Source organism: Janthinobacterium sp. GW821-FHT03A03 (assembly GCF_059421435.1).
The window spans coordinates 473,586-499,910 of the sequence record NZ_JBWKUZ010000001.1; the positions used below are offsets into that span (position 1 = coordinate 473,586).

Here is a 26,325-nt window from a genome sequence, read left to right on the forward strand (position 1 = left end):
ATCAACCGCCGGGCAGGCTCATGTTGGCGGGTTTCAAGGCTTCCAGCCACTTGCGCATGCGTCCCGCGTCGGCCGTGCGCGACTGTTTCCCCTTGGAATCAAGGAAGACCATGATCACGGCCCGTCCTTCGATGACGGCCTGCATCATCAGGCAGCGGCCCGCCTCATTGATGAAACCCGTCTTTTGCAAGCCGATTTCCCAGCCCGGATTGGCCACCAGGTGATTCGTATTGCCAAATTGCATGGGCTGGCCGCTGGCTTCGACGATGGCTTTCGGGTCCGTCGAGTACTGGCGCAGCAGCGGATGGTGGAAGGCGGCCATGGCCAGCTTGCCCAGGTCGCGCGCGCTGGCCACGTTCATTTTCGACAAGCCGCTGGAATCGACGTAATGCGTATCCATCATGCCCAGCTGGCGCGCCTTGCTGTTCATGGCGTCGACAAAGGCGGGCAAGCCGCCCGGATAATTGCGGCCCAGCGCCGAGGCGGCGCGGTTTTCCGAGCTCATCAGGGCAATGTGCAGCATGTTGGCGCGTGTCAATTGCGAACCCACTTTCAGGCGCGAACTGCTGAACTTGGCGCGGTCGACGTCCTCGTCCGTAATCGTCAGCAATTCATCCATGTCCTGGCGCGCTTCGACTACCACCAGGCCCGTCATCATCTTGGTGATGGAGGCGATGGGCAGGGCGACGTTGGAATTCTTTTCAAACAGCACTTCCGAGTTGGCCTGGTCCAGCACCAGCGCCACGCTCGACTTGAGGTCGAGCGGATCGCGCGTGAGGTTCAGGCCGGCCAGGTCGCCCATGGTGGGCATCGGTGCGGCCATGGGCACGGCCACGCTGCTCACTTTCTGATAGATGACCTTGCGCTTGCCGCGCACCATGACGACCCGGCGCACGGTCTTTTCGCGCGGCGCGGCCGTCGCGCCCTTGCGCAGCACGACCTTGACTTTCTTGGTGTTGTGTTTCTTGGAGGCCGAGGATTTGCCGTTCGCTTCCCTGGCATGCACGGCCGCAGCCGGCGCCAGCGCAAACAGGAGGGAAGCCAGGACACCCAGCGCAAGTTTAAACTTAGCCATTCGATAATTCCCCGTGAAGCTGTTGCCTTATTGCAGTGTAGCGAAATGCAGAGTAATCGCAAGCCCATTTAACAGTTGGGACAGTATTTATTGCGGCAATGAAATACAAATCGTTGGCGTTCCGCAAACAAGCTCATCCTTAAACTCTTGTTTACTTGTGCATATTGCTATACCTCGCTAGACATCCATGAATTTAACAAAGCCGGACAGCGGCTCGCGTTCCGTGCTCAGGCGGTTTTCAATCTTGTCCGGGTCCGCATGGCCCAGCGCCATGCCGCACACCACCATTTCGCTGGCAGGCAGGCCCAGTTCGTCGCGGATGATGTCATGGTAATGGATGAAGGCCGCCTGCGGGCAGGTGTCAAGCCCGCGCGCCCGCGCGGCCAGCATGATATTTTGCAAAAACATGCCGTAATCGAGCCAGGAACCCTGCTCCAGCACGCGTTCGATGGTGAAGATCAGGCCCACGGGCGCGTCGAAGAACTGGAAATTGCGCCCGTGCTGGGCCGCCATGCCGGCCGTGTCGCCCCGTTCCAGGCCCAGCAGCTGATACAGGTCCAGGCCGATCTTGCGGCGGCGCTCGATGAACGGCGCCGTCCACTGGCGCGGGTAATAGGTGTACGAGGCCGTGCGCGCGGGCGCATCGGGCGCCCTGGGCGCCGCATACGCTTCCAGGATGCGGCGCGACAGGCGCTGGCGCGCCTCGCCCGACAGCACGTACACTTTCCATGGCTGCATGTTGGCGCCCGAGGGCGCGCGCGCCGCCACTTCCAGGATGCGCGCGATATCGTCCCGCGCCACCGGCGTGGGCAAAAAGGCGCGGATCGAACGACGCGACAGGATGGCCGCATCCACGGCTTGCTGCGTCGACGGTGTTTCTGATGCTTGCTTGCTCACTGCCCTGCTCCCTGCTATTTCTTGACGACGAAGACCACGCCGACCACGGCCACCAGCATGCCGGCGATGCCCAGCATATTAAACGCTTCGCCAAACATCAGCCAGGCCATCACGGCCGTCGTGGGCGGCGTCAGGTACAGCAAGCCCGTCACTTTCGTCGCGTCGCTGCGGCGGATCAGGGCGAACAGCAGGAAGATGGCGCCGATGGACAGCACGAGTACCGACCACAGCAAGGCACCGATGAAATTCGCCGTCCATTGCACGTTGCTGAAATGCAGGTCCAGCCCTTCGTAATACAGGGCAAACGGCAACACCACGACAATGGAGGCGGCAAACTGCACCACCGTGCCGGTGCGCAAGTCGAACTGGGGACAGTGGCGTTTTTGATACATGGTGCCGGCCGTCATCGACAGCAGGGCGAACACGCACAGCAGCACGCTTTCCACCGTCAGGCCCACCAGGTTGATCTTCGCATACACGACGAGGGCCACGCCCAGCAGGCCGAAGAACAGGCCCAGCCACTGGCGCGGACGCACGGATTCGCCGATCAGCGGCGCGGCGCAGGCCGTCAGCACCGGTTGCATGCCGACGATCAGGGCGGACAGGCCGGCCGGCATGCCCAGCTTGATGGCGCACCAGACGCCGGCCAGGTAGCCGGCCTGCATCAGGATGCCGGCCACGGCGATCTGGCGGAACTGCCCTACGGGCCACGGCGCGCGCAACAGCAGCACCAGCGGCAGCAGGATCACCAGCACGCCCAGGAAGCGCAGCAGCAAAAAGGTCAGCGGCGGCGCGTACGGCAGGCCGAACTTGGCCACGATAAAACCTGTGCTCCATAACAACACGAAGAAAGCGGGCAAGGCCATCGGCGCCACGGTCGTCAGGAAAGGGGTTTTGGGGGCTTTGCCGCTGGCGCCAGCCGCGGCGGGAGGATTGGACATGGTATCAACTCGGGAAACGGGGTCGGCACCGGGGCGCTGCGCCGGTGCGGGAGGCAAAGTCTAGCATGCTGCGCCGCGGTCGTCCCCGCAGCCCCTGGAAACGATAGTTTAAGTTCAAACCATTGACAGCCAGAAATCAAATATTTCTCTTTAGAAACAACGGCTTTTGATGCAAATCTATTCAATTGTTGCATCGCACAAGATTCGCTTGACTTCATTTTTTTTAACCGTAGAATAGGGTTTGTTGCGTTGCACAATTCTTGTTCAGCTTGAAAAATTTAGATTCACCTGCTTCCCAAACGGTACACGCAGCATCAAATTAACCAGATTTCAACATTTTGGAGATTTATATGTTTTCAATTCCTGAGCAATTTTCGTCCGCCACCAAAGCCAACCTGGAAGCCCAGTTCGCCCTGTTCTCGTCGCTGACGGGCAAGGCCTTCGAAGGCATCGAAAAGATCGTCGAACTGAACCTGACCGCCGCCAAGGCCACGCTGGAAGAATCGACCGCTGCCGCCAAGCAATTGCTGTCGGCAAAAGATCCGCAAGAATTCTTCTCGCTGAGCGCAGCGCAAGCCCAGCCTAGCGCCGAAAAAGCCATCGCTTACGGCCGTCACCTGGCTGCCATCACGTCCGGCACGCAAGCTGAATTCAGCAAAGCGGCGGAAGCGCAAATCGCTGAAACCAACCGCAAAGTCATTTCGCTGGTCGATGAAGTCACGAAAAATGCGCCAGCCGGCTCGGAAAACGCCGTCGCCATCCTGAAAAGCGCCATCGGCAACGCCAATGCCGGCTACGAGCAGTTCACGAAAACCAGCAAGCAAGCCGTCGAAGCCATCGAAGCGAACCTGGCGTCGGCCGTGAACCAGTTCACGCAAGCGGCTGAAAAAGTCGTGCCACGCACTGCTGCCAAGTAATTGTTTCATGGACCGTCAATGACGGTCCCGCAAGCCTCCTCCAGGCATCCATCCCGCTTCTCCGCACGGATGCCATTCTGCCCCGATACTTCGGGGCATTTTTTATACCTGAACGCTCATTCCGCCCGCTCACTCGCCCAGGTACGCCGCCTTCACGCGCGGGTCGTCGAGCATGTCGGCCGCGTTGCCGCCCATGGTCACCAGGCCGGAATCCATCACGTAGCCGCGGTGCGCCGCCTGCAGGGCCAAACGGGCATTCTGTTCGACCAGCAAGATCGTGATGCCTTCGGCCGATACCTTGCGGATGACCTCGAAAATCTTCTCCACCATGATGGGCGACAAGCCCATTGACGGCTCGTCGAGCAGCAGCAGTGTCGGGTGGCACATCAGGGCGCGCGCCATGGCCAGCATCTGCTGCTCGCCGCCCGACAGGGTGCCGGCCATCTGCGCCGCGCGTTCCTTCAGGCGGGGAAACACGTCGCACCACCTGGCGATATCGTCCTCGACACCGGCCTTGTCCGTGCGCGTGTAGGCGCCCATCATGAGGTTTTCGCGGATCGACATGCGCGTAAACACGCCCCGTCCTTCCGGCACCATCGCCAGTTTCTTTTCCACCAGGTGAAACGACTTCGTGCCCTTGAGCGACTCGCCCAGGTAGCTGATCATGCCTTCGACCTTACATGCAGGCAAGGTTCCCGTGATGGCTTTCAGGGTCGTCGTCTTGCCGGCGCCGTTCGCGCCGATCAGGGCGATGAGCTCGCCCCGGTTCACTTCCAGGTCGATGCCTTTCACGGCCTTGATGCCGCCGTAGGCCACGTGCAGGCCCGCCACTTTCAGTACGCTGTTGCTCATGCGTGCGACCCTCCCAGATAAGCCTCGATGACGGCCGGGTTTTGTTGTATTTCGGCCGGCAAGCCTTCGGCGATGCGCTTGCCATATTCGAGCACCGTGATGCGGTCGCACAGCCCCATCATCAGTTTCACGTCGTGTTCGATCAACAGCACGGTCTTGCCTTCCGCCTTGATTTTCACCAGCAACTCGCGCAAGGCCAGCTTTTCCGTCGCATTCATGCCGGCCGCCGGCTCGTCCAGGGCCAGCAGGGTCGGATCGGTGGCCAGCGCGCGGGCGATTTCCAGGCGCCGCTGGTCGCCATACGACAAGAAGCGCGCCGTGCGGCTGGCGAACTGGGCAATGCCGACGAAATCGAGCAGCTCCATCGCCCGCTTGCGGATGGACGCTTCTTCCTCGCGCGCCGCCTTGTGGCGGAAGATGGCGCCGAACACGCCCTGGTGCGAGCGCACGTGGCGCCCCACCATGACGTTCTCCAGCGCCGTCATGTCGCCAAACAGCCGGATGTTCTGAAACGTGCGCGCGATGCCCGCCTTCGCCACCTTGTGCGGCGCGGACGGCGAATACGGCTTGCCGGCCAGCTCGAAAGTGCCCGTATCGGGCTGGTACAGGCCCGTGATGACGTTGAAGAAGGTCGTCTTGCCGGCGCCGTTGGGGCCGATCAAGCCATAGATCTGCCCTTGCTTGATGGTAATGCCCACATCGGTGAGCGCCTGCAGGCCGCCAAAACGCTTGTTGACGCCGGCAATATTGAGAATGATCTGTTCGCTCATGGTGCTTTCCCCTCCTTAGGCGGACACGACGCCGGTCGACTTGTTGGGCTGGTCGACGTCGTTGTCGGGCCGGTCCTCGTGCTTGGGCGCGGGCCACAAGCCGGCCGGGCGATTGAGCATGATCAAGACCAGGGCCAGGCCGTACAGCAGCTGGCGCAGCACTTCCGCTTCGATCACCACGTGGCCGAACAGCGCCTGCTGGGCCGGCTCCACCACATGGCGCAGCACTTCCGGTATCGACGCGAGGATCACGCCGCCGAGAATGACGCCGGGAATATGCCCGATGCCGCCCAGCACCACCATGGCCAGCACGGCAATCGATTCCGTCAGGGCAAACGATTCCGGCGAAACAAAGCCCTGGAACGAGGCAAACATGGCGCCGGCCACGCCGCCGAACGAGGCGCCCATGGAAAAGGCCAGCAATTTGACGTTGCGCGTGTTGATGCCCATGGCTTTCGCGGCGATCTCGTCTTCGCGGATGGCGACCCAGGCGCGCCCCAGGCGCGAATGCTGGAGGCGCTTGGTGACGAACACCACGGCGATGCACAGGAAAAGGAACAGAAAGTAATAGGCATTGACGGACGGCATGGAGAAGCCGCCGAGCACGACGGTGCTGTTGCTGCCCGCCTCGCCCGCCAGGTTGACGCCGAAGATGCGGATGGGATCGATCAGATTGATGCCTTGCGCGCCATTCGTGAAATTGATGGGGTCATTCAAATTGTTCATGAAGATGCGGATGATCTCGCCAAAGCCCAGGGTCACGATAGCGAGATAGTCGCCGCGCAGTTTTAATGTAGGCGCGCCCAGCAGGGCGCCGAAAAATCCCGCCACGGCGGCGGCCAGGGGGACGATGGCCCAGATCGACAGATGGATGCCGTGCTCGCGGATTTCCGGTCCCATCAGCCGCACCAGGGTTTCCCCCAGCACAGGATATTGATTCACCACCGATTCGAGCAGGATGGCGAACTGCGGCGACGCCAGCAGGGCCGTCAGGTAGGCGCCCACGGCATAGAAGGCGATGTAGCCGAGGTCGAGCAGGCCGGCAAAGCCGACGACGATGTTCAGGCCCAGGGCCAGCATGATGTACAGCAAGGCCATGTCGATGATGCGTACCCACGAATTGCCGAACTGGGCGGCAAAGAACGGGAACACCACCAGCAGCGCGGCCAGGGCCAGCATGCCGGCGTAGGCCTTGGCGGGGTTCTTTTTGACGTCGAAATCGAGTAGTGCCATGATGGTCAACTCCTTGTTTTGATGGGTGACGTCAGGCGCGGTCGGCCACGCGTTCGCCCATGATGCCGGACGGACGCAGGGTCAGCACGATGATCAGCACGACGAAGGCAAAGATATCCTGGTAGTGGCTGCCCAGGAAACCACCGGTGAAGTCGCCGATATAGCCGGCGCCCAGGCTTTCTATGATGCCCAGCAGGACGCCGCCCAGCATGGCGCCATAGATATTGCCGATGCCGCCCAGCACGGCGGCGCAGAAGGCTTTCAGGCCGGGAATGGCGCCCATCGAATATTGGATGGACGAATAGTTGGCGCCCCACATCACCCCCGCTACGGCCGCCAGCAGGGCGCCGATGGCAAACGTGGCGACGATGACCTTGTCGGAATCGACGCCCATGAGTCCGGCCACGCGGGGGTTTTCCGCCGTGGCCCGCATGGCGCGGCCCATGCGGGTTTTTTCCACCAGGACCACCAGCGCGCCCATCGACAGCGCGGCCAGGGCCAGCAGCAGCACTTGCGTTTGCGAAATGACGGCGCCGCCTATGTTGATGGGGTCGGTGGACAGCAGTTGCGGAAAGGGCAAGGGATTGCGCGTCCAGATCATCATGGCGAAAGTTTGCAGCAGGATGGAGACGCCGATGGCGGTAATCAGGGGAGCGAGGCGGGGGGCGTTGCGCAGGCGGCGGTAGGCGACCCGCTCGATGAGAATGTTGACCAGGATACAGACGGGAATGGCGCCGAGGATGGCGGTGGCCAGTTTCAAATAGCCGGGCCAGTCCGGCACGTAGATGCCCAGCAGCTTGAGGATGCTCAAGCCCACCATGGCGCCGATCATGAGCACATCGCCGTGGGCGAAGTTGATCAGGTTCAAGACGCCGTACACCATCGTGTAACCGAGGGCCACTAAGGCATACATGCTGCCCAGCACCAGGCCGTTGATGATTTGCTGGATGAATGTATCCATGGTCAGATTGCCCTATCAAATATGCATTTCTCGGGAACAACTTCCGCAGGAACTGCCATCGCTGATACAAAAACGGCACCGGAGGAAGAAATCCTGCAGTGCCATCCCTGGACCGTTCTCACCAGCATGGTGCACGCACTCAAAACGCGCGTGACCTTGCTTAGTCATAACGACAACATATTCAAGCTTGAGGCAATCATAACGATCTTTTGCAAAAACTAAACTTGGAATAAATCGATCATTTCCGAATTAAATTTTGTTTTGAGGTGACTCCTCATCGATACTCAATCGTCCCGCAGGCTCAGGCGACGTCGCGCTTGATGCCGTCGAGGCCTTTCGGCATCGGGAAAGTGACGGCTTCCTGCACGCCGTCGAGCGGTCGCACGCTCTTCACGCCGCACTCTTTCAAACGGTCGATGACGGCTTGCACCAGCACCTCGGGTGCCGAGGCGCCGGCCGTCACGCCCACGCGCAGCTTGCCTTCCAGCCAGGCGGGATCGATCTGCGACGCATTGTCGACCATATAGGCAGGCGTGCCCATCTTCTCGGCCACTTCGCGCAAGCGGTTCGAATTCGAGCTGTTCGGGCTGCCGACGACGATCACCACTTCCACCTGCGGCGCCATGAATTTCACGGCTTCCTGGCGGTTCGTGGTGGCGTAGCAAATGTCGCCTTTTTTCGGCTCGGAAATATTCGGATATTTCTGTTTCAGGGCCTCGATAATGTCGCGAGTGTCGTCAACTGACAACGTTGTTTGCGAAACATAGGCCAGGCTGTCCGGATTGGCGACCTGCAAGGCCGCCACGTCGTCGAGCGTTTCCACCAGATGCATGCCCATGTCGGCCTGGCCCATCGTGCCTTCCACCTCGGGATGGCCGTCGTGGCCGATCATGATGATCTCGCGGCCTTCGCGGCGCATCTTGCCCACTTCCATGTGCACCTTGGTGACCAGGGGGCAGGTGGCGTCAAAAATGCTCAGGCCGCGCGCTTCCGCTTCGGCGCGCACGGCTTTCGACACGCCATGCGCGGAAAACACGAGCGTATTGCCAGATGGAACGTCATCAAGGTCGTCGATGAAGATGGCGCCCTTGTTGCGCAAATCGGCCACCACATAGGCGTTATGGACGATTTCATGGCGCACATAGATGGGTGCGCCAAATTGCTGCAAGGCGCGCTCGACGATTTCGATCGCCCGGTCGACGCCAGCGCAGAAACCGCGGGGCTGGGCCAGTAACAGTTCTTTTTCCATCGCCATTCCTTCTTTACAGGACCGAAATGAGCCGGACTTCAAAGCGCAGCGGCTGGCCGGCCAGCGGATGATTGAAGTCGAACAGGGCCGAATCGTCGCGCATTTCGCGCAGCACGCCGGCAAAGCGGCCGCCGCCCGGCGCGGCGAAGTCGACCAGGTCGCCGATCTTGTAGTCGGCGCCCGGCACGGAGTTTTCGTCCAGGGTGGCGCGCGAGACCGATTGCACCAGCTCGGGATTGCGCTCGCCAAAGCCTTCGCCGGCGGCCAGCTCGAACGTCTCGTGCGTGCCTTCTGGCAAGCCCAGCAGGCGCTGCTCGAGGAATGGCGCCAGCTGGCCCTGTCCCAGCATCAAGGTGGCAGGATTTCCGCCAAAGGTAGTGACAATATCAGTACCGTCCACCGTGGCAAGACGATAATGCAGGGTGAGGTAAGCCGCTTCGGTGACGACTGCTGGTTGCTCGTTGGACATAGTAGTTTTCAGGTAACTGGTGCAAAACGATATTGTAAGCCACACTGGCCGCGCCTGCCCCATGGCTTCGTCAAAGAAGGCCACACCGGGGCGCACGCCGGTGCCAAACAGGAGAACAGCATGGGCATCAAGGATTGGCCGGCCAGCGAACGGCCGCGCGAACGCCTGATCGAGGATGGCGCGCACACGCTGTCGGACGCGGAATTGCTGGCCGTCTTCCTGCGCACGGGCGTGCGCGGCAAGAGCGCCGTGGAACTGGCGCGCGACACGGTCGAGCACTTCGGCTCCCTGCGGGGCCTGTTTGGCGCCAGCCTCGTGAGCTTTTCCGCCGTGCACGGCATGGGCAGCGCCAAGTTTGCCCAGTTGCAAGCGGTGATGGAACTGGCGCGGCGCGCCATCATCGAGGACTTGCAGGCGGGGCAAGCCCTCAATTCGCCGCACGCCGTGAAAGACTACCTGCGCCTGACCCTGGGCCACCTGGCCCACGAAGCATTTCATGTGTTGTTTTTGGACGTCAGGAACCGCCTGATCACCACCCGCGAAATGTTTCGCGGCACCCTCACCCACACCAGCGTGTACCCGCGCGAAGTGGTAAAACAGGCGCTGCAGCACAACGCGGCCAGCGTCATGCTGGCCCACAACCACCCGTCCGGCACGCCGGAACCGAGCGAAGCGGATTTATTGCTGACGCGCGCGCTGATGCAGGCCTTGTCGCTGGTGGACGTGCGCATCCTCGACCATTTCATCGTGGCCGGACGGCACGTGCATTCGTTCGCGGAACACGGCCAGATCTAGGCCGGCTCCTGCGCCACCGCAGTTAACCATGTGTAAACAAGGACATACGTCACAACGCCAGGCGACTTATCTAGCAGTAAACACACTGGTTTACCAGCGGCTGTCCCGTAAAAACACCTGAAAATCAAATTGTTAAATTTATTCACAACAACAAGACACAATTGTTTTTCGCAAGTCATTGATAAATCGGCTTATTTTGGATATACTCTCGTTTTTCCAATTTGGAATATCTTTAAGGAGTGCGCCATGGCACGTGTTTGCCAAGTCACTGGGAAGAAGCCGATGGTCGGCAACAATGTTTCCCATGCAAACAACAAAACCAAACGTCGTTTTTTGCCTAACTTGCAGAATCGTCGTATTTTTGTTGAATCTGAAAACCGCTGGGTCTCCCTGCGTTTGTCCAACGCCGGTCTGCGCGTCATCGATAAAGTCGGCATCGACGCCGTATTGGTCGATATGCGCGCTCGTGGCGAAAAAGTCTAATTAGCAGAATAAGGGAGCTATCATGGCAAAATCAGGCCGCGACAAAATCAAGTTAGAATCGACCGCCGGTACGGGTCACTTCTACACGACCACCAAAAACAAGCGTACGACGCCTGCGAAAATGGAGATCATGAAATTCGATCCTAAAGCACGCAAGCACGTAACGTACAAAGAAACCAAGATCAAGTAATTGATACTGTGTTCTGTAAAAAGAGCCGCTCCGATGAGCGGTTTTTTTTCGCCCTGATTTTTACGCCCCCTCCCCGTCAATGTGCCAGATCAAAAAAAAGGCCCTGGAATCCAGGGCCTTGATATGGCGCAACAGTCTAGTTATGCATAGCTGCGCAGGCGCAAGGAGAAATCCTGCAGCGACTGGATGCCTGACGCCTCGGCGCGCGCGCACCAGTCTTGCAGTTTCTGCAGCAATTGCTCGCGCGTAAAGTGCGAGCGCTCCCAGATGGCGCCCAGCTCCACGCGCATGTGGTGCATGGTTTCCAGTGCCTTGCTGTGCTGGAACAATTCCGACAGCTGCTCGTGGTGCGCGTCGGCCAGCTTGGCCGGTTCGCGCTGCATCAGCTTGCGCGATGATTTCAGGAAACGCTTTTCCAGTTCCGCCTTGTGCTTCAGGTGTTCCAGCTCTTCCTTCCAAGCATGCTTGATCGATTTCGCATACTTGGCCATCACGTCATAGCGGTTGGCGATGACGGACTGCAAGGTCTCGAAGTCCGCTTCCAGCTTGCCGTGGGAAAACTTCGGCGCCGGCGCCAGCTTTTTCACCTTGGCCAGGCCCAGCATTTCCAGGGCGCGGATATACGCCCAGCCGATATCGATTTCATACCATTTCGACGACAGCTTGGCCGATGTCGCATACGTGTGGTGGTTGTTATGCAACTCTTCGCCGCCGATCAGGATGCCGAACGGAATGATGTTGGTGGCCGCGTCGGCGCAGTCGTAGTTGCGGTAGCCCCAGTAATGGCCGATGCCGTTGATGATGCCGGCCGCCGTGATGGGGATCCACATCATTTGCACGGCCCACACGGAAATGCCGATCACGCCGAACAGGATGAAATTGATGACGAACAAGGACACCACGCCCAGCCAGCTGTATTTCGTGTACAGGTTGCGCTCGATCCAGTCCGTCGGCGTGCCGTGGCCGTACTTGGCCATGGTTTCCAGGTTCTTCGATTCGGCACGGTAGAGCTCGGCGCCTTCCCAGAAGACTTTCTTGATGCCGCGCGTCACGGGGCTGTGCGGATCTTCTTCCGTATCGCACTTGGCGTGATGCTTGCGGTGGATGGCCGCCCATTCCTTGGTGACCTGGCCCGTCGTCAGCCACAGCCAGAAACGGAAGAAATGGCTGGGAATCGCATGCAATTCCAGCGCGCGGTGGGCCTGGTGGCGGTGCAGGTAAATCGTCACGCTGGCAATCGTGATATGCGTGACCACCATGGTGTACAGGAACACTTGCCATGCGGACAGATCAGTAATGCCAGTTGCCATGAACTGCAATACGTCGTGTAAAACGGAACTCAATGTCATTACTACTACTCCAAGTGGACAGGGCGTGCGCACGGTCGCTCCAGTGACTCTGGAGGTCCGGCAGAGTTAATTTTAGGCGTGATTGTACGCCCTAATGGGTGCTATCAGGCAAAAACGGCGGCAGGCAGCGAGGTCAAGGCTGGGTGCCGGAAGGCGCGGACTCACCGTCTGCAGCGCCGGCGAGCGGGGCAGGAGGCGTGGCAATAATACGCAATTCGCGTTGCGGAAACGGTACAGTGACCTTATGTTCCTGCAAGGTGCGCCAGATGGCGCGGTTCACATTCGACTTCACGCCGCCCGTGCCGTTTTCCGGGTCCGCGATCCAGAAACCGATCTGCAGATCCAGGCCGTCGGCGCCGAAACGCACGAGGGTGGCCGATGGCGGATTGCTTTGCGATACACGCGGCACACTGGCCGCAGCCGCTTCCAGCAAGGGGAAGATGACATCAAGGTCCGTTTCATACCCCACCGACACGGCCGTCGACAGCCACACCATGCGGTTGCTTAGCGACATGTTCTGCACGCCGCCGGAAATCAGCATTTCATTCGGCACGATGGATTCAACGCCATCGCCGCCCAATAACACAGTATAGCGCGTATTGATCTGCGTCACCTTGCCCGTAAATTGGCCGACGGTGATCATGTCGCCGATGGTCAGGCTGCGGTCGAGCAGGATGATGAAGCCGGACACGAAGTTGGCGGCGATCTTTTGCAGGCCGAAACCGAGCGCCACGCCGAAGGCGCCGCCGAATACGGACAGCACCGTCAGGTCGATGCCCACCAGCGACAGGCTGACCAGCACGGAAACGAGGATCAGCACGGCGCGGCCCATGCGCGACAGCACCACGCGCAAGGAGGTGTGCAAGCCCTGCATTTTCATCAGGCGCTCGTCGAGCGAGGTGCCGGCCCACATGGCCAGCACCAGCAGCACGGCCACGGAAATAGCGGCTTGCAAGATGGCAGCCACGGACACCTTGTTGCGGCCCAGCGGCACGATGATGCCTTCGAGGAAGGCATGCAAATCCGGCCACAGGCCCGTGATATACAGGGCCATGCCGGCCCACACGACCACCGTGAAAATCTTTTCCAGCAACAACATCGTGGGGCTGATGGTGCCGTGGCGGGTAAAAATACGCCGCAACACATAAAAGCCGAAGCGCACCAGCGCCATCGAGGTGCACAGGGGAATGGCGATACTGAGCAGGTTGACTGACTGGAACTTCGCCAGGAAGTGCTGCGCAATGCCCAGCAGCATGGCCGCCAGCACGGGCGTCAGAATGCGGATGAAACTGTCCGTGCGCTGCAGGGTTTCCGGCGCTGCCGGCGTGGCCGCCGCTTCCGCCCGCTTGTGCAGGAATTCGCGCAACTGCCGCACCAGCAGCCAGCTCAGGGCCAGGCAGGCGATGATCGCCAGCGCCTGCCACAAAATGGCCGGTTGACGGAAATCGTCGACAAAGTCGGTGATCAGGTTGAGCAGCGGAGTTTCATTCATGGCGGATGGGGTCTGGAAGATGATGCGGGGAAACAAACGGGCGCGGCGCCCACAGCCAGCGCCAGGCGGGCCGGCGCAGGAGAGTGGCCGCCGCTGCGAAGCTGCAGCGGCGGCCCGTGAGCAGCTTATTCGGCTTGCTCAGCGTCAACGTCGTCGGCCGGTTTTTCATCGGCGTAGACTTTTTTCGGCATGACCTTGCGTTCGAACACGGCGGCGAAGAAGCCGTCGGTCTGGTGCAGGTGCGGCAGCAATTTCAGGTAGTCGCCCATTTCCAGCTCGATCTTCTGCTCGGCCAGCACCTTGCTCATCGGCACCAGCGTGAAGTCGGGGTTGGCAGCCAGGAATTGCTCGGCGATCTGGTCGTTTTCTTCGTTCAGGAAGCTGCAGGTGGCGTACACCAGGCGGCCGCCGCCCTTGACCAGGCGCGCCGCGCCGGCCAGGATGGCCGCCTGCTTGGCTTGCAGCTCGACGATGGAGTTCGGCTGCTGGCGCCATTTGACGTCCGGATTGCGGCGCAGGGTGCCCAGGCCGCTGCATGGCGCGTCGACCAGCACGCGGTCGATCTTGCCGGCCAGGCGCTTGATCTTGGCGTCGCGCTCATGCGCGATCTGCACCGGATGCACGTTCGACAGGCCGCTGCGGGCCATGCGCGGCTTGAGCTTGGCCAGGCGCTTTTCCGACACGTCAAACGCGTACAAGCGGCCTGTGTTGCGCATCAGCGCGCCCAGTGCCAGGGTCTTGCCGCCCGCGCCGGCGCAGAAATCGACCACCATCTCGCCGCGCTTGGCGCCGACGATCTGCGACAGGATCTGGCTGCCTTCATCCTGCACTTCGATGGCGCCGCTCTGGAACAGGGGCAGGTTTTGCAGCGACGGCTTCTTGATCACTCGCAAACCCAGCGGTGCAAACGGCGTCGGCGTGCTGAGGATCGGCGCTTCGGCCAGGGCCAGCATCACGTCGTCGCGCGTGGCCTTGAGCGAGTTGACGCGCAGGTCCAGCGGCGCCGGCGCGTTCAGCGCATCGGCCAGCAGCATGGTTTCCGCTTCGCCGAACTGGGCGATCAGCTTGTCGAACAGCCATTTCGGCATGTTGGCGCGCATATTCGCCGGCATCAGGCTGCGGTCGATCTGCTTGATGCGCTCCAGCCATTCCACTTCTTCTTCCGTCAGGCCGCCCAGCGAGTCGGCGCCCACGGCTTCGGCCAGGCCGAGGATGGTCAGGCGGCGCATGGTGGGGCCATTGCCCGCTTCGGCGAAATCCGTGAAGAACGATTTGTTGCGCAGGACGGCATAAATGCCTTCGGCGATGGCGCCGCGTTCGCGCGAACCGAGGCGCGGATGGTCGCGGAAATAGCGCGACAGGGTGGTGTCGGCCGGGGCCGTGAAACGTAAAATTTCGCGCAATACTTCTTCAGCATTGGCAAGTATCGCTGGTGGCAATCTCATTGTTATTCTTCCTGTAATATTTTATTGAGGGTCCACGCGGACCTGGCCATGCTCGACCGACAGTTTATCGTCAATGAACAGGCGGATGGCGCGCGGGTAAAGCAGATGTTCCTGTACCAGCACGCGCGCCGATAAGCTGTCTTCTGTGTCGCCCGGCAAGACGGGGACTGTCGCGCTCGCCACGGCCGGGCCATGGTCAAGTTCGGCAGTCACGAAATGCACGGTCGCGCCGTGTTCCGTCACTCCCGCCTCGAGCGCCTGGCGGTGCGTCGCCATGCCCGGGAACAGCGGCAGCAGCGACGGGTGGATATTGAGCATGCGCCCCGCATAGTGCTCGACGAAGGGCGGCGTCAGGATGCGCATGAAACCGGCCAGCACGACCAGGTCGGGGGCAAAGCCGTCGATCACGGCTTGCAGCGCCGCATCGAACTGTTCGCGGCTGGCATAATCCTTGTTGGCAACGACTGCCGTCGCTATCCCGTGTTCCGCGGCAAACACCAGCCCCTGGGCGTCCGCCCGGTTACTGATGACAGCGGCAATACGGGCTGGCCATTGCTCGGCTTGCGCCGCGCGCACGACCGCTTCCATGTTGCTGCCGCGTCCGGAAATGAGGATAACGATATTTTTCATAGCGCGCATTGTACCCGCTATGGCTAGGCGAATCTAGAAAGGCCGGTATTATTGTTGCGGCGCAACATGTCCGCCGGGCCGCCGCCGCTGCCCGCTTGCTGCTCCCGGTAGCGGCATGGCAGGCCGGCCGGAGGCCGCCATGACAAGAGTAAGCGCTTACTCGAATGAATAGAAGACGCGGAACGGGACTTTCTTCTCGGCCCAGTAGTCGGCCGCGTCGCGGAACACGTCGAGCAGGATCTCGCGTGCTTCCTTGTCGAATTTTTGCGTATTTGGCAATTGCTCGAGCACGACCAGGAAACCCGTCTGCGGACCCGCCTTGAACATGGTATCCGTCAGGCACAGGCGCAGGGCATCGAAATTCTTCGCCAGATTTTTCGGAAACAGGAATGCTTCTGCGATAATGCCGATGACTTGTTGTTTGGTCTGCCCAGCGTTGCAATGCGCATATAAAAAGTGCTGCCCGAGACGAATCGCCTCGTCTTGTAATTCGGTCACGCGAAAGGCACGGATGGACTGGACAAGGTTGGGCGGCACGGTTAGTAACAAACTCATTTTTCCCTCAAATCGACCTGTTATGTATGGATTTTTTCTAGCTGCTCGTCTTATTGCATCCCCGCACGCGGGTCAATGCGCACGCGGTGATTCGATCTGTATCAACTTTTATGCGATTCAGTGCGATTTTGTATAAGCCATACGCGTATTAGGGTAACGTGTTGTCTTGCATGAATCAACCCGAATATGATGTCAAACGCAAGATTTGTTACAAACCGCCGGTTTCAAGCCATTTCAACATCTTGTATCGATTGAAAGTGCATGTTACAGACTGCGGGGCAAGGGACTCGGGCTGTTACATTTTGTTGCCATGCGAACGACAACCGGTCGGCGAGTCGGATTACTATAGGCTCAAGTTGTAAAAAATACCCTGAAAGATTCTCTAGATAACGAGGTTACAAATGAACTTGCAAGCCAAATTGATGATGTCAGCCCTTTGTATCGGTGCATTGCCACTCGCCCAGGCCGCCGACTTTGAAGATTTCGGCAAGGTCGTGCGCGTCGTGCCGCAAGTGGAGCAGATCAATCGTCCACGCCAGGAATGCCGTACGGAATACGTGCAAGTGCAGGCGCCGCCCCAGCAGCGCAGCGCGGGCGGCTCCATCGTCGGCGGCATCGCCGGCGCCCTGCTCGGTAGCCAGGTCGGCGGCGGCAATGGCCGCACGGCCGCCGCGGCCGCCGGCGCGATTGCCGGCGCCGTCGTGGGCGACCGTGTCGACAACCAGAACAACTACCAGGGCGGCGTGCAGGAACAAGCCGTCAAGCAGTGCCGCCAGGTCGACCACTGGGAAAGCCGCAACAATGGCTATCAGGTCACCTACGACTACCGCGGCCGCAACTACACGAGCATCATGTCCTATGATCCGGGCGAACGCATCCGCCTGCGCGTCTCGATCGAGCCAGCTCAGCAGTAACGCTTGACATACGCTGCTGCGCGTCGGCATAGGCGGCCTGCGATGCTCACCGGCTCGGCGCCCCCGTACTAAGCACGGTTGCGCTTCTCGACCACCTCTGCCTTCCGCTCGCAACGCTTCTGTCAGGCGTTGTTACTCAGTATTAAAATGCCGGCCCCATGTCGTTCTCATGGGGCCGGCATTTTTTATGGCGCCCCGGCACGGGCTATAATGCGGCACACTTTCAGGCCGCCTTATGCTTATCAAACGAAAATCCATCGAACAAGTCGAATCCTCGCGCCCCGCGCGCAAGCCCCGCTACGCGCCTGTCACCCTGTCGGAAATGGATGGCGTGCGCTATCTGCATTTCGGCACGGAATGGGTGCAGGGCGCCATGCGCATCCGCAAGCCGGACTGGCCGGAGCTCGAATACGCGCAGCAGATGATGGCGTGGATGCTGTGGATCGAGCAACCGCAGCGCATCGCCCAGCTGGGCCTGGGCACGGCCGCGCTGACCAAGTTCTGCTACCGCCAGTTCCCGCAGGCACAGGTCGAGGCCATCGAACTGAACCCGGCCGTCATCACCATCTGCGCCTCGATGTTCAAGCTGCCGCCCAATGACGAGCGCCTGCACGTGCGTGAAATGGACGCGCTCGACTATGTCAACGACGACGCCAACCACGGCACCCTGGACGCCCTGCAGGTGGACCTGTACGACGCCACGGCGCGCGGTCCCGTGCTCGACAGCGCGGACTTCTACGCCGCCTGCTGCGCCTGCCTGGCGCCGCACGGCATCATGACGGTGAACCTGTTTGGCGACCACCCCAGCTACGCAAAGAACATCAAGGTGATGAAGTTTGCGTTTGAACAGGTGATCTGCCTGCCGGAAGTCCATGATGGGAACGTGGTGGCGATCGCCTTCAAGACGAAAGTGACGCTCGATGCCGAAGCGCAAGCGGCCCTGCTCGAGCGCGCCAAGCAGATCGTCGCCGAGACCAAGCTGCCCGCCAGGACCTGGGTCAAGGGCATCGTCAGCACCCTGTAACCGCCGGCACTCCCAGGCAAGGCCGGCAGCCCTGAAAGGCGCCGGCCATGCCCGCATCCCTCCCCCCTGCGCCCGACACGCCGCTGGAACTGCCGCAACTGCTGGCCTGGCTGCAGGAAGACGGCTTGCTTGATGCAACGCAAGCGGCCGCCATCAGCGCCCAGGCCGCCCTGCAGCGGGCGCCGGCCCTGCATCCGCTGTGCCACGTCGCCCACGATGCGCTCACGCTCGACACCCTGTGCGCCTGGCTGGCGCGGCGGGCAAGCTTGCCGTATCTGCGCATCGATCCCCTGCACATCGACTTCAGCCAGGTGGCCGACGTCATGACGGCCGGCTATGCGGCCCGCTTCAACATCCTGCCCGTCGAATGCACGCTTGACCGCATCGTCATCGCCACGGCCCAGCCCTACGCGCTCGCCTGGCAGGCGCAGCTGGGCACCCTGGCGCCACGCAAGCTGCACCTGGCCATCGCCAACCCGTTGCACATCGCCGACGCCATTGCGCAGTTTTTCAGCCTGGCCAGCTCCGTCAAGGTGGCCAGGCAAGCGTCCACGCAAGACCTGGCGCTGCGCCAGAATGTGGAACAGCTGGTGGAACTGGGGCGCAACAAGACCAGCCTGGACGCCAACGACCAGCACGTGGTGCGCATCGTCGACTGGCTGTGGCAATACGCGTTTGCCCAGCGCGCGTCCGACATCCACCTGGAGCCGAAGCGCGAGGCCGGCCTCGTGCGCCTGCGCATCGACGGCGTGCTGCACCAGGCTTACCAGGTGCCGCCCGTGGTCTTGCTGGCCATGACGGCGCGCATCAAGTTGCTCGGACGCATGGACGTCGTGGAAAAGCGCCGTCCGCAGGATGGCCGCATCAAGACGCGCAATGCGCAGGGACAGGAAATCGAGCTGCGCCTGTCGACCCTGCCCACGGCCTTCGGCGAAAAGCTCGTCATGCGCATCTTCGACCCCGACATCGCCATCAAGAACCTGCTCGACCTGGGTTTCCCGCCGGCGGACGCCCAGCGCTGGCGGCAGCTGACGGCGCGCACCCACGGCATCGTGCTGGTGACGGGCCCTACCGGCTCGGGCAAGACCACCACCCTGTACAGCACCCTGAAGGCGCTGGCCAGCAGCGAAGTCAATGTGTGCACGGTGGAAGACCCCATCGAGATGGTCGAGCCGGCCTTCAACCAGATGCAGGTGCAGACCCAGGCCGGCATCGAGCTGTCGTTTGCCGATGGCGTGCGGGCGCTGATGCGGCAAGACCCCGACATCATCATGGTGGGCGAAATCCGCGACCTGGCCACGGCCGAGATGGCCATCCAGGCGGCGCTGACGGGCCATCTCGTGCTCTCGACCCTGCACACCAACGATGCGCCGTCGGCCGTCATGCGCCTGCTGGAGCTGGGGGTGCCCGCCTACCTGCTCGAAGCGAGCCTGGCCGGCGTACTGGCGCAGCGGCTGCTGCGCTGCCTGTGCCCCGACTGCAAGCAGCCGGGCGCGGCGCCGACGCAAGCGCAATGGCAGGGCCTGGCGGCCGGCCAGCTGGCGCGGCCGGAAACGGCCTGGCGGCCCGCCGGCTGCGCCCTGTGCCGGCAAAGCGGCTACCGGGGCCGCGCCGGCATTTACGAACTGCTCTGCGTGACGCAGGCATTCAGCCAGCTGATCAAGGCCGGCGCCGACATCCACGCGCTGCGGCGCCAGAGCCTCCTCGACGGCATGACGCCGCTGCGCATCGCCGGCGCGCGCAAGATCGCCGACGGCACGACCAGCATCGACGAAGTGCTGAGGCTCACGGCAGCCCTGCATTGACGCAGTTCACACTTTCTCGCAGGAATACTTTGCATTCCTTTTCAACTGATATATAATGCGGCCTCTTTCGGGTCGTTAGCTCAGCTGGTAGAGCAGCGGACTTTTAATCCGTTGGTCGCAGGTTCGAATCCCGCACGGCCTACCACGAATGCGCAGTACCAAAAAGCCCCTCCCCACGGAGGGGCTTTTTGCATTTCCGGCCCTGCAGCTATACTGGCGCTTCGTCTTGCCAGCCCTGAAAGAACCGCATGAAACTTGCCGCCGCCCTCCTCCTGGCCACCGCCTGCCTGTCCGCCCGGGCGCAAGCGCCCATCGTGCTCGACGGCCAGTACAGCCTGCGCACGGACGAGATGAGCCTGGAAATCATCGGCAACCGCGTCTGCTTCGCGCCCGACAAGGCGCAGTGGGGCCGTTTGCCCCGGCCGGCAGCTTCGCACGATGCGTGGTTCTGCTTTTCCAACGACGGCCAGGCGCGCCGCCTGCTGCGCGTGCCCGCGCGCCAGGCCGATAATTGCGGCTGGCAGGCGCGTGCGCGCATCATCATTGACACGTATCAAGCGTACATGGAACAGGGCGACGGCAACGACATGGCACGCCTGGCGTCCGTGGTGAAAGTGGCGCAGCCGAACGCCATCGCCTGCGAATAAGCGCTAGTCGAGTTCGTATTCCCGCAGGTAGCGGGCAAACAGGTCGCCGTCGGCCAGCGGACACGCAAACCCCGCGCCCCAGTCGGCCAGCAGCAACTGCTCCTTCAAGGGCAGCAGCAACAGTTCCGGCATGCCATCGCTGCACCACAGGTCGCACACGATGCCCTTGTCGTCCAGGCCGGCAAACAGGGTCTCCGTCTTGTCGCCGCCAAAGGCCAGCACGTTCTTGCATTCCACGCGGTAACTGCCGTAGCCCGTGTACACGGCGCCATACGGCGGCAAGGCATCGGCCAGCGCCAGCCGCAGCCGGTCGGCCGTCATGCCCAGCGCGGACAGTGGCGACGGCGGCGCCTTGATGACGTACATGTCGGTCCAGCCGGCGCCGCTGCGGTGCGCATCGGCAAACGCCTGCTGCTCGCCCATCTGCGTCACACAGTGCTGCAAATTATCCAGCGGCAACAGTTCGATCATGCAGAAATCGTCTTCGTGGTAATAGGCTTCGCGCATGCGTCAATTCTCCAGTAAATCTTGCAATTGCGCATTGCGCCGCGCCGTCAGCAGGCCGGCCCACGTCTCGCTCGTCACGGATGGATAGCGCACGGCGCCAAGATTCATCCAGGCATCGCGGTAGGCGAGCCACAGGCGCTGGGTGGCGCGGATGCCATCCTTGTCCACGGCGCCCGCATAGGTGGACGCGGGCTTTTTCATCAGCTTGCCGTAGATGGCGTTGAGTTCCTTGTCCAGCGCCGCCGCCTGCGCCGTCGACAGGGCCGGCGGCAGCTTGCCCGCTTCGTACTGGCGCAAATCCTGCGCCAGCAGGTCCAGCTCGGCCGTGCGGGCGGCGATGCTCATGGCGGCCCGCGCCGTGCCGCTCAGGTCCGTTTCATGGGCCGCGCGCGCGTCGGCAAACTTGCTTGCCGCCGCCTGCAGTTTTTGCAGCGACGCTTGCGCCACGGCAGGCCAGCCATCGCTGAGTTTACCGCTTGCCTGCGCGCGCACGCGCTGCTTTTGCCGCGCATCGATGGCGCTGCATACGCCCATCATATAGCCGCTGGTGATGTCGTCGCACAAGTCCATCATGCCGCGCCCGCTGGCATTGATCTGCTGCAAATGTGCTATGCGGCCCTGCATCTCGGCCGGCGCCGCGTCGATGCTGCACGCATACTTGAGCGCCAGCAATGGGTCCTTCTGCACGCCCTGCCCGTTCTGGTACAACATCATCAGCACGGCGCTGTTCTGCGTGGCCATGGCGCAATGACGCACAGGACGCCAGTCGGCCGGCTTGGGCGAGGACATACTCTTGGTATCGTAATACAGGTCTGTCGCCTGGCACTGCTGCAAGGCGGCCACGGCGGACGGCGCCGGCAGGTCGGCCGGCGGCGGCGCCGCATCCTTGACCTTCAGGCAGCCCGCATACCAGGCCGTGCTTTCCGCGTGGCCCACGCCCATGGCGCTGGTGTTCGGGTAAGGAGCTGCCGCGGCGGCAAAGCCATGACCGGCAAGCAACACACCTGCGCCCAGCAATGCCGTTTTCAATAAGGGTAGACAATTTTTCATGTTCTATCAGCGCCAGCGTGAGTAAAGCGGCAAGTTTAACTGATCAGGCATACCGCGCCCGCCCGATACGCGGCCATCCCGCCTGGTAAGTAACGGTCCATGGCCTTGGCAGCGGCCGAATCGATGGGCAATAATGTTGCCCGCTGTACTTTTTTCACTACCCGGACCACGCCCATGACCTTACCCCGTCTTCGCCGTTCCCTCGGCTCCCTGCTGATCGCAGCGGCCTGCGCCTCGCTTGCCCATACCGCCGCCGCCGCGCCTGCCGCCGCCCCGCAAACGCCAGCCAGACACGCCATCACGCATGAAGACGTGTGGCTGATGAAACGGGTGGGCGCGCCCGTCGCCAGCCCGGACGGGCTCTGGGCCGTGTTTTCCGTCGTCGACAGCGCCTACGACAGCAAGGACCAATGGTCGGACCTGTGGATCAAGTCGCTGCTTGATGACAGCCCCGCGCGCCGCCTGACCTATTCCAAGGGCGGCGAAGGCGCCGTGGCCTGGTCGCCGGACAGCCGCCAGCTGGTGTTTGTCGCCAAGCGCGACGGCGATGAAGCGGGACAGATCTACCGCCTCGACGTGGCCGCCGGCGGCGAAGCGCAGCGCCTGACCTCGCTCACCCTGGGCGCGCGCATGCCGAAATGGAGCCCGGACGGCAAGCAATTGCTGTTCATCAGCGACATCTATCCAGGCAACAAGACTGAGGCCGACGTCAAGCAAAGCGCGAAGGAGCGCAAGGACCGCAAGGTCAGTGCCCGTTCGTATGAAACGACGGCACCGCGCTATTTCGACAAATGGCTGACGGACAAGCAGGTGCGGTTGTTCATCGTCGATGCGCAGCCTGAGACGAAAGGTGAAAACACGCCGCGCGACATCCTGTCGGGCACGCAACTGGTGGCCCTGCCGGGCTTTGGCGGCGGCCAGGGCGACGAAGGGCAATCCTTGGACGCCGTCTGGACGCCGGACGGCAAGGCCGTCGTCTTCAGCGCGGCCAGCAACCGCGACGCGGCGCAGCGCGAGGCCGTCTACTCGCAACTGTATCTGCTGCCCGTGGCGGGCGGCGAAGCCCAGCGTTTGACGCAGGACAAACACAGCTACGGTTCCTTGAAATTTGCCGCCGACGGCAAGACGCTGTTCGCCCTCAGCGACCCGCAAACACCCGGCAAGGTGTATGACGTGAAACGCCTGGCCAGCTTTGCCTGGCCGATGAGCAACCCTGCGCCGACGATTTTGACGGCCAGGCTGGACCGGTCGATCTCGCGCTACGTGCTGCCCGACGGCGGCAAGCGCGTCATTTTCAGCTATGAACATGCGGGCCTGGAAAAGCTGTATTCGATCGACGCCAGGGGCGGCGAGGTGCGCGAGGAGCCATCCTTGCCGACCGGCACCATCAATTCGCTGAGCAGCGGCGGCAAGTCGCTGGTGGGCGTGTGGGAGTCCGCCATCAACCCGCCGGAAATCTATGCCTTCAACGGCAAGCAGCCGAAGCGGCTGACGGCCTTCAACACGGACAAGGCCGATAAAATCGACTGGCAGGCGCCCGAGCACTTCTGGTTCACCACGGCCGACGGCCGCCGCATCCACAATATGCTGGTCAAGCCGGCCAATTTTGACCCGAACAAGAAATACCCGCTGTTTACCGTCATCCACGGCGGCGCGGCCAGCATGTGGCGCGACCAGTTCGTGCTGCGCTGGAACTATCACTTGCTGGCCAAGCCAGGTTATGTCGTGCTGCTGACGGATTACAAGGGTTCCACCGGCTACGGCGAGGAATTCTCGCGCTCGATTCAGTTCGATCCCTTGAAGGGTCCGGGCGATGAGGTCAACCAGGGCGTCGATGAAGCCATCAAGAAATATCCGTTCATCGACGGCACCAGGCTGGCCGCCGGCGGCGCCAGCTATGGCGGCCACCTGGCCAACTGGCTGCAGGCGACCACCACGCGCTACAAGGCCATCGTCTCGCACGCGGGCGAAATGGATTTGATCATGCAGTGGGGTACCAGCGATGGCGGTTTCGGCCGTGAAACGAATGCGGGCGGCCCCGTCTGGTCGAACCTGCCCGTGTGGCGCGACCAAAGCCCGGTCATGCAAGCGGGCAACCACGAAAAAGGCACGGGCTTTACCACACCCATCCTGATCACCGTGGGCGAGCTCGACTACCGCGTGCCGGCCAACAATGCCTTGATGAACTTTGCGGTGCAACAGCGCCTGAACGTGCCGGCGAAACTGCTGGTCTTCCCGGACGAGAACCACTGGATCTTGAAGGGCGAGAACAGCCGTTTCTTCTATAGCGAAGTCGAGGGCTGGCTGGCGAAGTATGTGAAATAAGCGCCTGACGTAAACGCCGCACCCGCTGGGCGCGTCTTCCGCCGGCCGCCCATCCGGCGCGCGCCCGCAGCGCAAGAAACAGCCAGGCACCGCCTTTGCGGACCTGGCTGTTTTCATGCGGGCAGTCTCCCTGCCCCATGGCAGGCGCAACCAGGCTTACTTCACCTTCAAGCCATTCTTCACGTCCTTCACGCCTTCCACGCCGCGGGCCAGGTCGCCCGCCTTCTGCACTTCATTTTGCGATGGCACAAAACCGCTGAGCATGACGACGCCGTTGACGGTTTCCACATGGACATCCAGCGCTTTCAGGGTGGAATCCTTGACCAGGTCCGCCTTGATCTTGGTGGTGATGACGGAATCGGCCACGGCCGTCTTGGTGCTGCCGGCCGCATTGCGCGTCATGCAGGCGGCCTTGGCCGTCGCATCCATGGCGTCGCAATTCTCCTTGGCAACGGCAGGCGGATTCTGCGCCACATTGGTGCCGGCCTTGGCACCCGTGCTGGCATCGGCCAGGGCGGCAGTTTTTGCTGCCTTGGCATCGTTCATGCATGTGGTTTTATCGGCGCCCGTGCGGTCGCTGCACTTGGCCTTGGCCAGGTCATACTCGGCATTGGCCACGTCCTTGCGGGCCTTGGTCAGCTCGCGCGGCGTGTTGCGGTATTGCGCCACGGCATCGGAATCGGCCTTGGCGCGGGCCACCCGGGCCTCTTCCACGCAGACTTTTTTCGCATTGCCGCTCTGGGCGTCGCAGGCGGCCTTGGCCTGCTTGTAATCGGCTGTTGCCTTATCGGTCAGGCTCTTGTACGAGGTGTCCTGCGCATAGGCCGGTGCGGCGGCAAGCAGGGCGCTGGCACTGGCGGCCAGTACGAAGGCGATCATTTTGTTCATGATGGTTCCTCTCTGGTTTGGTGGATGACCAGATTAGACCCCTGCCGCGCCCAAAGCTCCGTGCGACAACACACGCTGGCAGGCTATCGCGGCACAAATTCGCCTCTATTTGTCGCCGCTCAAGCCCATCCGCCATAAAACTTGCGCCTGTTCAAATGGTGAAGCGGCCCCATCAAATACACCCTCGCCCTCCGCCAGCGCCAGCCATGCCTGCGTGGCGTGCGACCCGGCTGCCGTCGCGCCGCCGGCGCGCACGCCGCGCATCCAGGCCAGCACGTCGCGGTACTGCTCCCGGTGCTGGCCATGCATCCACGCCAGCGCCACCAGGTCCGCATAGCCCTCCTCGCGGCGCGTGTCGCGCAGCTCCCGGTCCAGCCGCTTCAGCTTGCCCCGCTGCCCGCTGGGCGGCTCGACGAAGCCGCGCGGCAGCGCATGCCAGTCGCCCTGGGCGTAGCGCCGGCAATGGCCGATCTCATGCGCCGTCATCGCTTCGATCATCAGGTCCTGCTGCGCGGGCAGTGCCTCTTGCAGGACGCTTTGCGCCTGGGCATTGCCGCGCAACGACAGCACCAGCTTGCAGCGCCCCGCCTCGAAGCCCAGCGCCAGCGGCACGGCCCCGGGCGCGTCCTGCGGCTGGACGATGATGTCGAGCGGCAAACCTTGCGCGCGCGCAAACGCGATGACGGGCTGGCCCGCCTGCAGCCAGCGCGTTTCCAGTTCGGTGAGCTGGGCGGCAGCCACTGCAGGCAAAGGAGATAAGGCGATGAGCAAGCTCATCAGCAAGAGCGGTTTCAACATGGGACAGGCGGGAAGAAAGGAGGATTTACCACTGCAGAGTAAGCGGTGGACGTATTTCCACAAG

27 protein-coding genes and 1 tRNA gene are annotated in these 26,325 nt (G+C 61.9%); 10 read left to right on the forward strand and 18 right to left on the reverse strand.

Features of this window, described 5'->3' with window-relative positions; genetic code table 11:
• Nucleotide 1: 1 nt before the first annotated feature.
• From pbpG to AC07VI_RS02170, 3 genes are all read right to left on the reverse strand, one after another.
• Nucleotides 2-1,075: a D-alanyl-D-alanine endopeptidase gene (gene pbpG / locus AC07VI_RS02160; RefSeq protein WP_086146788.1), complete on the reverse strand. Its 1,074-nt coding sequence runs from the start codon at nucleotides 1,073-1,075 to the stop codon at nucleotides 2-4.
• A 177-nt stretch (nucleotides 1,076-1,252) separates the two neighbouring features.
• Entirely contained in the window at nucleotides 1,253-1,972 is a 720-nt protein-coding gene (locus tag AC07VI_RS02165) for a nitroreductase (RefSeq protein WP_086146789.1), read from the reverse strand.
• A gap of 14 nt (nucleotides 1,973-1,986) precedes the next feature.
• Nucleotides 1,987-2,913 (reverse strand): DMT family transporter, encoded by a 927-nt coding sequence (locus AC07VI_RS02170; protein ID WP_099374276.1) that lies wholly within the window; start codon nucleotides 2,911-2,913, stop codon nucleotides 1,987-1,989.
• A gap of 350 nt (nucleotides 2,914-3,263) precedes the next feature.
• Between AC07VI_RS02170 and AC07VI_RS02175 the strand changes: the two genes are divergently transcribed.
• On the forward strand, nucleotides 3,264-3,830 hold the full coding sequence (locus AC07VI_RS02175; protein ID WP_076568196.1) for a phasin family protein: 567 nt from the start codon (nucleotides 3,264-3,266) through the stop codon (nucleotides 3,828-3,830).
• A 129-nt stretch (nucleotides 3,831-3,959) separates the two neighbouring features.
• On the opposite strand, the gene AC07VI_RS02180 is transcribed toward AC07VI_RS02175, so the two are convergent.
• The 6 genes from AC07VI_RS02180 to AC07VI_RS02205 form a co-directional block, all read right to left on the reverse strand.
• Nucleotides 3,960-4,682, reverse strand: coding sequence for an ABC transporter ATP-binding protein (locus AC07VI_RS02180; protein WP_492995544.1), 723 nt, complete (start codon nucleotides 4,680-4,682; stop codon nucleotides 3,960-3,962).
• Nucleotides 4,679-5,452: an ABC transporter ATP-binding protein gene (locus AC07VI_RS02185; protein ID WP_086146791.1), complete on the reverse strand. Its 774-nt coding sequence runs from the start codon at nucleotides 5,450-5,452 to the stop codon at nucleotides 4,679-4,681. Before AC07VI_RS02185 ends, AC07VI_RS02180 begins: the two co-directional genes overlap by 4 nt.
• A 15-nt stretch (nucleotides 5,453-5,467) precedes the next feature.
• Nucleotides 5,468-6,685, reverse strand: a complete 1,218-nt coding sequence (locus tag AC07VI_RS02190) for an ABC transporter permease subunit (RefSeq protein ID WP_086146823.1) — start codon at nucleotides 6,683-6,685, stop codon at nucleotides 5,468-5,470.
• A gap of 31 nt (nucleotides 6,686-6,716) precedes the next feature.
• Complete coding sequence (locus tag AC07VI_RS02195; RefSeq protein WP_086146792.1) at nucleotides 6,717-7,646, reverse strand: branched-chain amino acid ABC transporter permease; 930 nt, start codon at nucleotides 7,644-7,646, stop codon at nucleotides 6,717-6,719.
• 301 nt (nucleotides 7,647-7,947) lie between these two features.
• Nucleotides 7,948-8,895: a 4-hydroxy-3-methylbut-2-enyl diphosphate reductase gene (ispH, locus tag AC07VI_RS02200; protein ID WP_086146793.1), complete on the reverse strand. Its 948-nt coding sequence runs from the start codon at nucleotides 8,893-8,895 to the stop codon at nucleotides 7,948-7,950.
• A 13-nt stretch (nucleotides 8,896-8,908) separates the two neighbouring features.
• Nucleotides 8,909-9,364, reverse strand: coding sequence for an FKBP-type peptidyl-prolyl cis-trans isomerase (locus tag AC07VI_RS02205; RefSeq protein WP_086146794.1), 456 nt, complete (start codon nucleotides 9,362-9,364; stop codon nucleotides 8,909-8,911).
• Between the two features lie 120 nt (nucleotides 9,365-9,484).
• On the opposite strand from AC07VI_RS02205, the gene radC reads away from it, so the two are divergent.
• From radC to rpmG, 3 genes are all read left to right on the forward strand, one after another.
• Complete coding sequence (radC, locus tag AC07VI_RS02210) at nucleotides 9,485-10,159, forward strand: RadC family protein (protein ID WP_086146795.1); 675 nt, start codon at nucleotides 9,485-9,487, stop codon at nucleotides 10,157-10,159.
• Nucleotides 10,160-10,405: 246 nt separating this feature from the next.
• Complete coding sequence (rpmB, locus tag AC07VI_RS02215) at nucleotides 10,406-10,642, forward strand: 50S ribosomal protein L28 (RefSeq protein WP_010400928.1); 237 nt, start codon at nucleotides 10,406-10,408, stop codon at nucleotides 10,640-10,642.
• A 22-nt stretch (nucleotides 10,643-10,664) separates the two neighbouring features.
• Nucleotides 10,665-10,832 (forward strand): 50S ribosomal protein L33, encoded by a 168-nt coding sequence (gene rpmG, locus AC07VI_RS02220; RefSeq protein ID WP_010400929.1) that lies wholly within the window; start codon nucleotides 10,665-10,667, stop codon nucleotides 10,830-10,832.
• Nucleotides 10,833-10,972: 140 nt separating this feature from the next.
• On the opposite strand, the gene AC07VI_RS02225 is transcribed toward rpmG, so the two are convergent.
• The 5 genes from AC07VI_RS02225 to AC07VI_RS02245 form a co-directional block, all read right to left on the reverse strand.
• A complete protein-coding gene (locus AC07VI_RS02225) occupies nucleotides 10,973-12,181 on the reverse strand; it encodes a DesA family fatty acid desaturase (protein ID WP_086146796.1) in 1,209 nt (402 codons plus the stop codon).
• A gap of 133 nt (nucleotides 12,182-12,314) precedes the next feature.
• Nucleotides 12,315-13,673: a mechanosensitive ion channel family protein gene (locus AC07VI_RS02230; RefSeq protein WP_492995548.1), complete on the reverse strand. Its 1,359-nt coding sequence runs from the start codon at nucleotides 13,671-13,673 to the stop codon at nucleotides 12,315-12,317.
• Nucleotides 13,674-13,798: 125 nt separating this feature from the next.
• Nucleotides 13,799-15,118 (reverse strand): RsmB/NOP family class I SAM-dependent RNA methyltransferase, encoded by a 1,320-nt coding sequence (locus tag AC07VI_RS02235; RefSeq protein WP_086146797.1) that lies wholly within the window; start codon nucleotides 15,116-15,118, stop codon nucleotides 13,799-13,801.
• Between the two features lie 21 nt (nucleotides 15,119-15,139).
• The gene (purN, locus tag AC07VI_RS02240; protein WP_076568208.1) at nucleotides 15,140-15,748 is read right to left on the reverse strand and encodes a phosphoribosylglycinamide formyltransferase; all 609 of its coding nucleotides are present in this window, start codon (nucleotides 15,746-15,748) and stop codon (nucleotides 15,140-15,142) included.
• A 156-nt stretch (nucleotides 15,749-15,904) separates the two neighbouring features.
• Nucleotides 15,905-16,303 carry a barstar family protein gene (locus AC07VI_RS02245; protein WP_086146799.1) on the reverse strand — a complete coding sequence of 133 codons (399 nt, stop codon included), beginning with the start codon at nucleotides 16,301-16,303 and terminating at the stop codon, nucleotides 15,905-15,907.
• A 401-nt stretch (nucleotides 16,304-16,704) separates the two neighbouring features.
• Between AC07VI_RS02245 and AC07VI_RS02250 the strand changes: the two genes are divergently transcribed.
• The 5 genes from AC07VI_RS02250 (at nucleotide 16,705) to AC07VI_RS02270 (ending at nucleotide 20,693) form a co-directional block, all read left to right on the forward strand.
• Entirely contained in the window at nucleotides 16,705-17,217 is a 513-nt protein-coding gene (locus tag AC07VI_RS02250; RefSeq protein ID WP_034747447.1) for a glycine zipper 2TM domain-containing protein, read from the forward strand.
• Nucleotides 17,218-17,452: 235 nt separating this feature from the next.
• The gene (locus tag AC07VI_RS02255) at nucleotides 17,453-18,241 is read left to right on the forward strand and encodes a class I SAM-dependent methyltransferase (protein WP_492995552.1); all 789 of its coding nucleotides are present in this window, start codon (nucleotides 17,453-17,455) and stop codon (nucleotides 18,239-18,241) included.
• A 47-nt stretch (nucleotides 18,242-18,288) separates the two neighbouring features.
• On the forward strand, nucleotides 18,289-20,046 hold the full coding sequence (locus AC07VI_RS02260; protein ID WP_099374272.1) for a GspE/PulE family protein: 1,758 nt from the start codon (nucleotides 18,289-18,291) through the stop codon (nucleotides 20,044-20,046).
• Nucleotides 20,047-20,115: 69 nt separating this feature from the next.
• Nucleotides 20,116-20,191 (forward strand) — tRNA-Lys (locus AC07VI_RS02265).
• 103 nt (nucleotides 20,192-20,294) lie between these two features.
• Entirely contained in the window at nucleotides 20,295-20,693 is a 399-nt protein-coding gene (locus tag AC07VI_RS02270; protein WP_099419842.1) for a hypothetical protein, read from the forward strand.
• A 3-nt stretch (nucleotides 20,694-20,696) separates the two neighbouring features.
• Here the strand turns inward: AC07VI_RS02270 and AC07VI_RS02275 are convergent, their stop codons facing one another.
• Both AC07VI_RS02275 and AC07VI_RS02280 read right to left on the reverse strand, forming a co-directional pair.
• Nucleotides 20,697-21,200, reverse strand: coding sequence for a hypothetical protein (locus tag AC07VI_RS02275; RefSeq protein WP_086146803.1), 504 nt, complete (start codon nucleotides 21,198-21,200; stop codon nucleotides 20,697-20,699).
• Nucleotides 21,201-21,203: 3 nt separating this feature from the next.
• Entirely contained in the window at nucleotides 21,204-22,250 is a 1,047-nt protein-coding gene (locus AC07VI_RS02280; RefSeq protein WP_492995555.1) for a lysozyme inhibitor LprI family protein, read from the reverse strand.
• A 174-nt stretch (nucleotides 22,251-22,424) separates the two neighbouring features.
• Here AC07VI_RS02280 and AC07VI_RS02285 point away from each other — a divergent pair, with 174 nt between their 5' ends.
• Entirely contained in the window at nucleotides 22,425-24,575 is a 2,151-nt protein-coding gene (locus AC07VI_RS02285) for a prolyl oligopeptidase family serine peptidase (RefSeq protein WP_492995557.1), read from the forward strand.
• Nucleotides 24,576-24,731: 156 nt separating this feature from the next.
• On the opposite strand, the gene AC07VI_RS02290 is transcribed toward AC07VI_RS02285, so the two are convergent.
• Together AC07VI_RS02290 and AC07VI_RS02295 are read right to left on the reverse strand one after the other, a co-directional pair.
• Entirely contained in the window at nucleotides 24,732-25,463 is a 732-nt protein-coding gene (locus tag AC07VI_RS02290; RefSeq protein ID WP_086146806.1) for a BON domain-containing protein, read from the reverse strand.
• A gap of 105 nt (nucleotides 25,464-25,568) precedes the next feature.
• Nucleotides 25,569-26,261 (reverse strand): hypothetical protein, encoded by a 693-nt coding sequence (locus AC07VI_RS02295; protein WP_086146807.1) that lies wholly within the window; start codon nucleotides 26,259-26,261, stop codon nucleotides 25,569-25,571.
• Nucleotides 26,262-26,325 lie beyond the last annotated feature (64 nt).

Excerpts from the sequence above, each read along its gene's own strand:
- AC07VI_RS02260 (WP_099374272.1), top strand. The coding sequence starts at position 18,289 with ATGCCCGCATCCCTCCCCCCTGCGCCCGACACGCCGCTGGAACTGCCG.
- AC07VI_RS02195 (WP_086146792.1), bottom strand. The coding sequence starts at position 7,646 with ATGGATACATTCATCCAGCAAATCATCAACGGCCTGGTGCTGGGCAGC.
- AC07VI_RS02190 (WP_086146823.1), bottom strand. The coding sequence starts at position 6,685 with ATGGCACTACTCGATTTCGACGTCAAAAAGAACCCCGCCAAGGCCTAC.
- AC07VI_RS02255 (WP_492995552.1), top strand. The coding sequence starts at position 17,453 with ATGCTTATCAAACGAAAATCCATCGAACAAGTCGAATCCTCGCGCCCC.
- AC07VI_RS02275 (WP_086146803.1), bottom strand. The coding sequence starts at position 21,200 with ATGCGCGAAGCCTATTACCACGAAGACGATTTCTGCATGATCGAACTG.
- AC07VI_RS02180 (WP_492995544.1), bottom strand. The coding sequence starts at position 4,682 with ATGAGCAACAGCGTACTGAAAGTGGCGGGCCTGCACGTGGCCTACGGC.
- radC (WP_086146795.1), top strand. The coding sequence starts at position 9,485 with ATGGGCATCAAGGATTGGCCGGCCAGCGAACGGCCGCGCGAACGCCTG.
- AC07VI_RS02230 (WP_492995548.1), bottom strand. The coding sequence starts at position 13,673 with ATGAATGAAACTCCGCTGCTCAACCTGATCACCGACTTTGTCGACGAT.
- AC07VI_RS02245 (WP_086146799.1), bottom strand. The coding sequence starts at position 16,303 with ATGAGTTTGTTACTAACCGTGCCGCCCAACCTTGTCCAGTCCATCCGT.
- AC07VI_RS02235 (WP_086146797.1), bottom strand. The coding sequence starts at position 15,118 with ATGAGATTGCCACCAGCGATACTTGCCAATGCTGAAGAAGTATTGCGC.
- ispH (WP_086146793.1), bottom strand. The coding sequence starts at position 8,895 with ATGGAAAAAGAACTGTTACTGGCCCAGCCCCGCGGTTTCTGCGCTGGC.
- AC07VI_RS02285 (WP_492995557.1), top strand. The coding sequence starts at position 22,425 with ATGACCTTACCCCGTCTTCGCCGTTCCCTCGGCTCCCTGCTGATCGCA.
- purN (WP_076568208.1), bottom strand. The coding sequence starts at position 15,748 with ATGAAAAATATCGTTATCCTCATTTCCGGACGCGGCAGCAACATGGAA.
- AC07VI_RS02250 (WP_034747447.1), top strand. The coding sequence starts at position 16,705 with ATGAACTTGCAAGCCAAATTGATGATGTCAGCCCTTTGTATCGGTGCA.
- AC07VI_RS02185 (WP_086146791.1), bottom strand. The coding sequence starts at position 5,452 with ATGAGCGAACAGATCATTCTCAATATTGCCGGCGTCAACAAGCGTTTT.
- AC07VI_RS02290 (WP_086146806.1), bottom strand. The coding sequence starts at position 25,463 with ATGAACAAAATGATCGCCTTCGTACTGGCCGCCAGTGCCAGCGCCCTG.
- AC07VI_RS02205 (WP_086146794.1), bottom strand. The coding sequence starts at position 9,364 with ATGTCCAACGAGCAACCAGCAGTCGTCACCGAAGCGGCTTACCTCACC.
- rpmG (WP_010400929.1), top strand. The coding sequence starts at position 10,665 with ATGGCAAAATCAGGCCGCGACAAAATCAAGTTAGAATCGACCGCCGGT.
- AC07VI_RS02280 (WP_492995555.1), bottom strand. The coding sequence starts at position 22,250 with ATGAAAAATTGTCTACCCTTATTGAAAACGGCATTGCTGGGCGCAGGT.
- AC07VI_RS02170 (WP_099374276.1), bottom strand. The coding sequence starts at position 2,913 with ATGTCCAATCCTCCCGCCGCGGCTGGCGCCAGCGGCAAAGCCCCCAAA.
- AC07VI_RS02270 (WP_099419842.1), top strand. The coding sequence starts at position 20,295 with ATGAAACTTGCCGCCGCCCTCCTCCTGGCCACCGCCTGCCTGTCCGCC.
- rpmB (WP_010400928.1), top strand. The coding sequence starts at position 10,406 with ATGGCACGTGTTTGCCAAGTCACTGGGAAGAAGCCGATGGTCGGCAAC.
- AC07VI_RS02175 (WP_076568196.1), top strand. The coding sequence starts at position 3,264 with ATGTTTTCAATTCCTGAGCAATTTTCGTCCGCCACCAAAGCCAACCTG.
- AC07VI_RS02225 (WP_086146796.1), bottom strand. The coding sequence starts at position 12,181 with ATGACATTGAGTTCCGTTTTACACGACGTATTGCAGTTCATGGCAACT.
- pbpG (WP_086146788.1), bottom strand. The coding sequence starts at position 1,075 with ATGGCTAAGTTTAAACTTGCGCTGGGTGTCCTGGCTTCCCTCCTGTTT.
- AC07VI_RS02295 (WP_086146807.1), bottom strand. The coding sequence starts at position 26,261 with ATGTTGAAACCGCTCTTGCTGATGAGCTTGCTCATCGCCTTATCTCCT.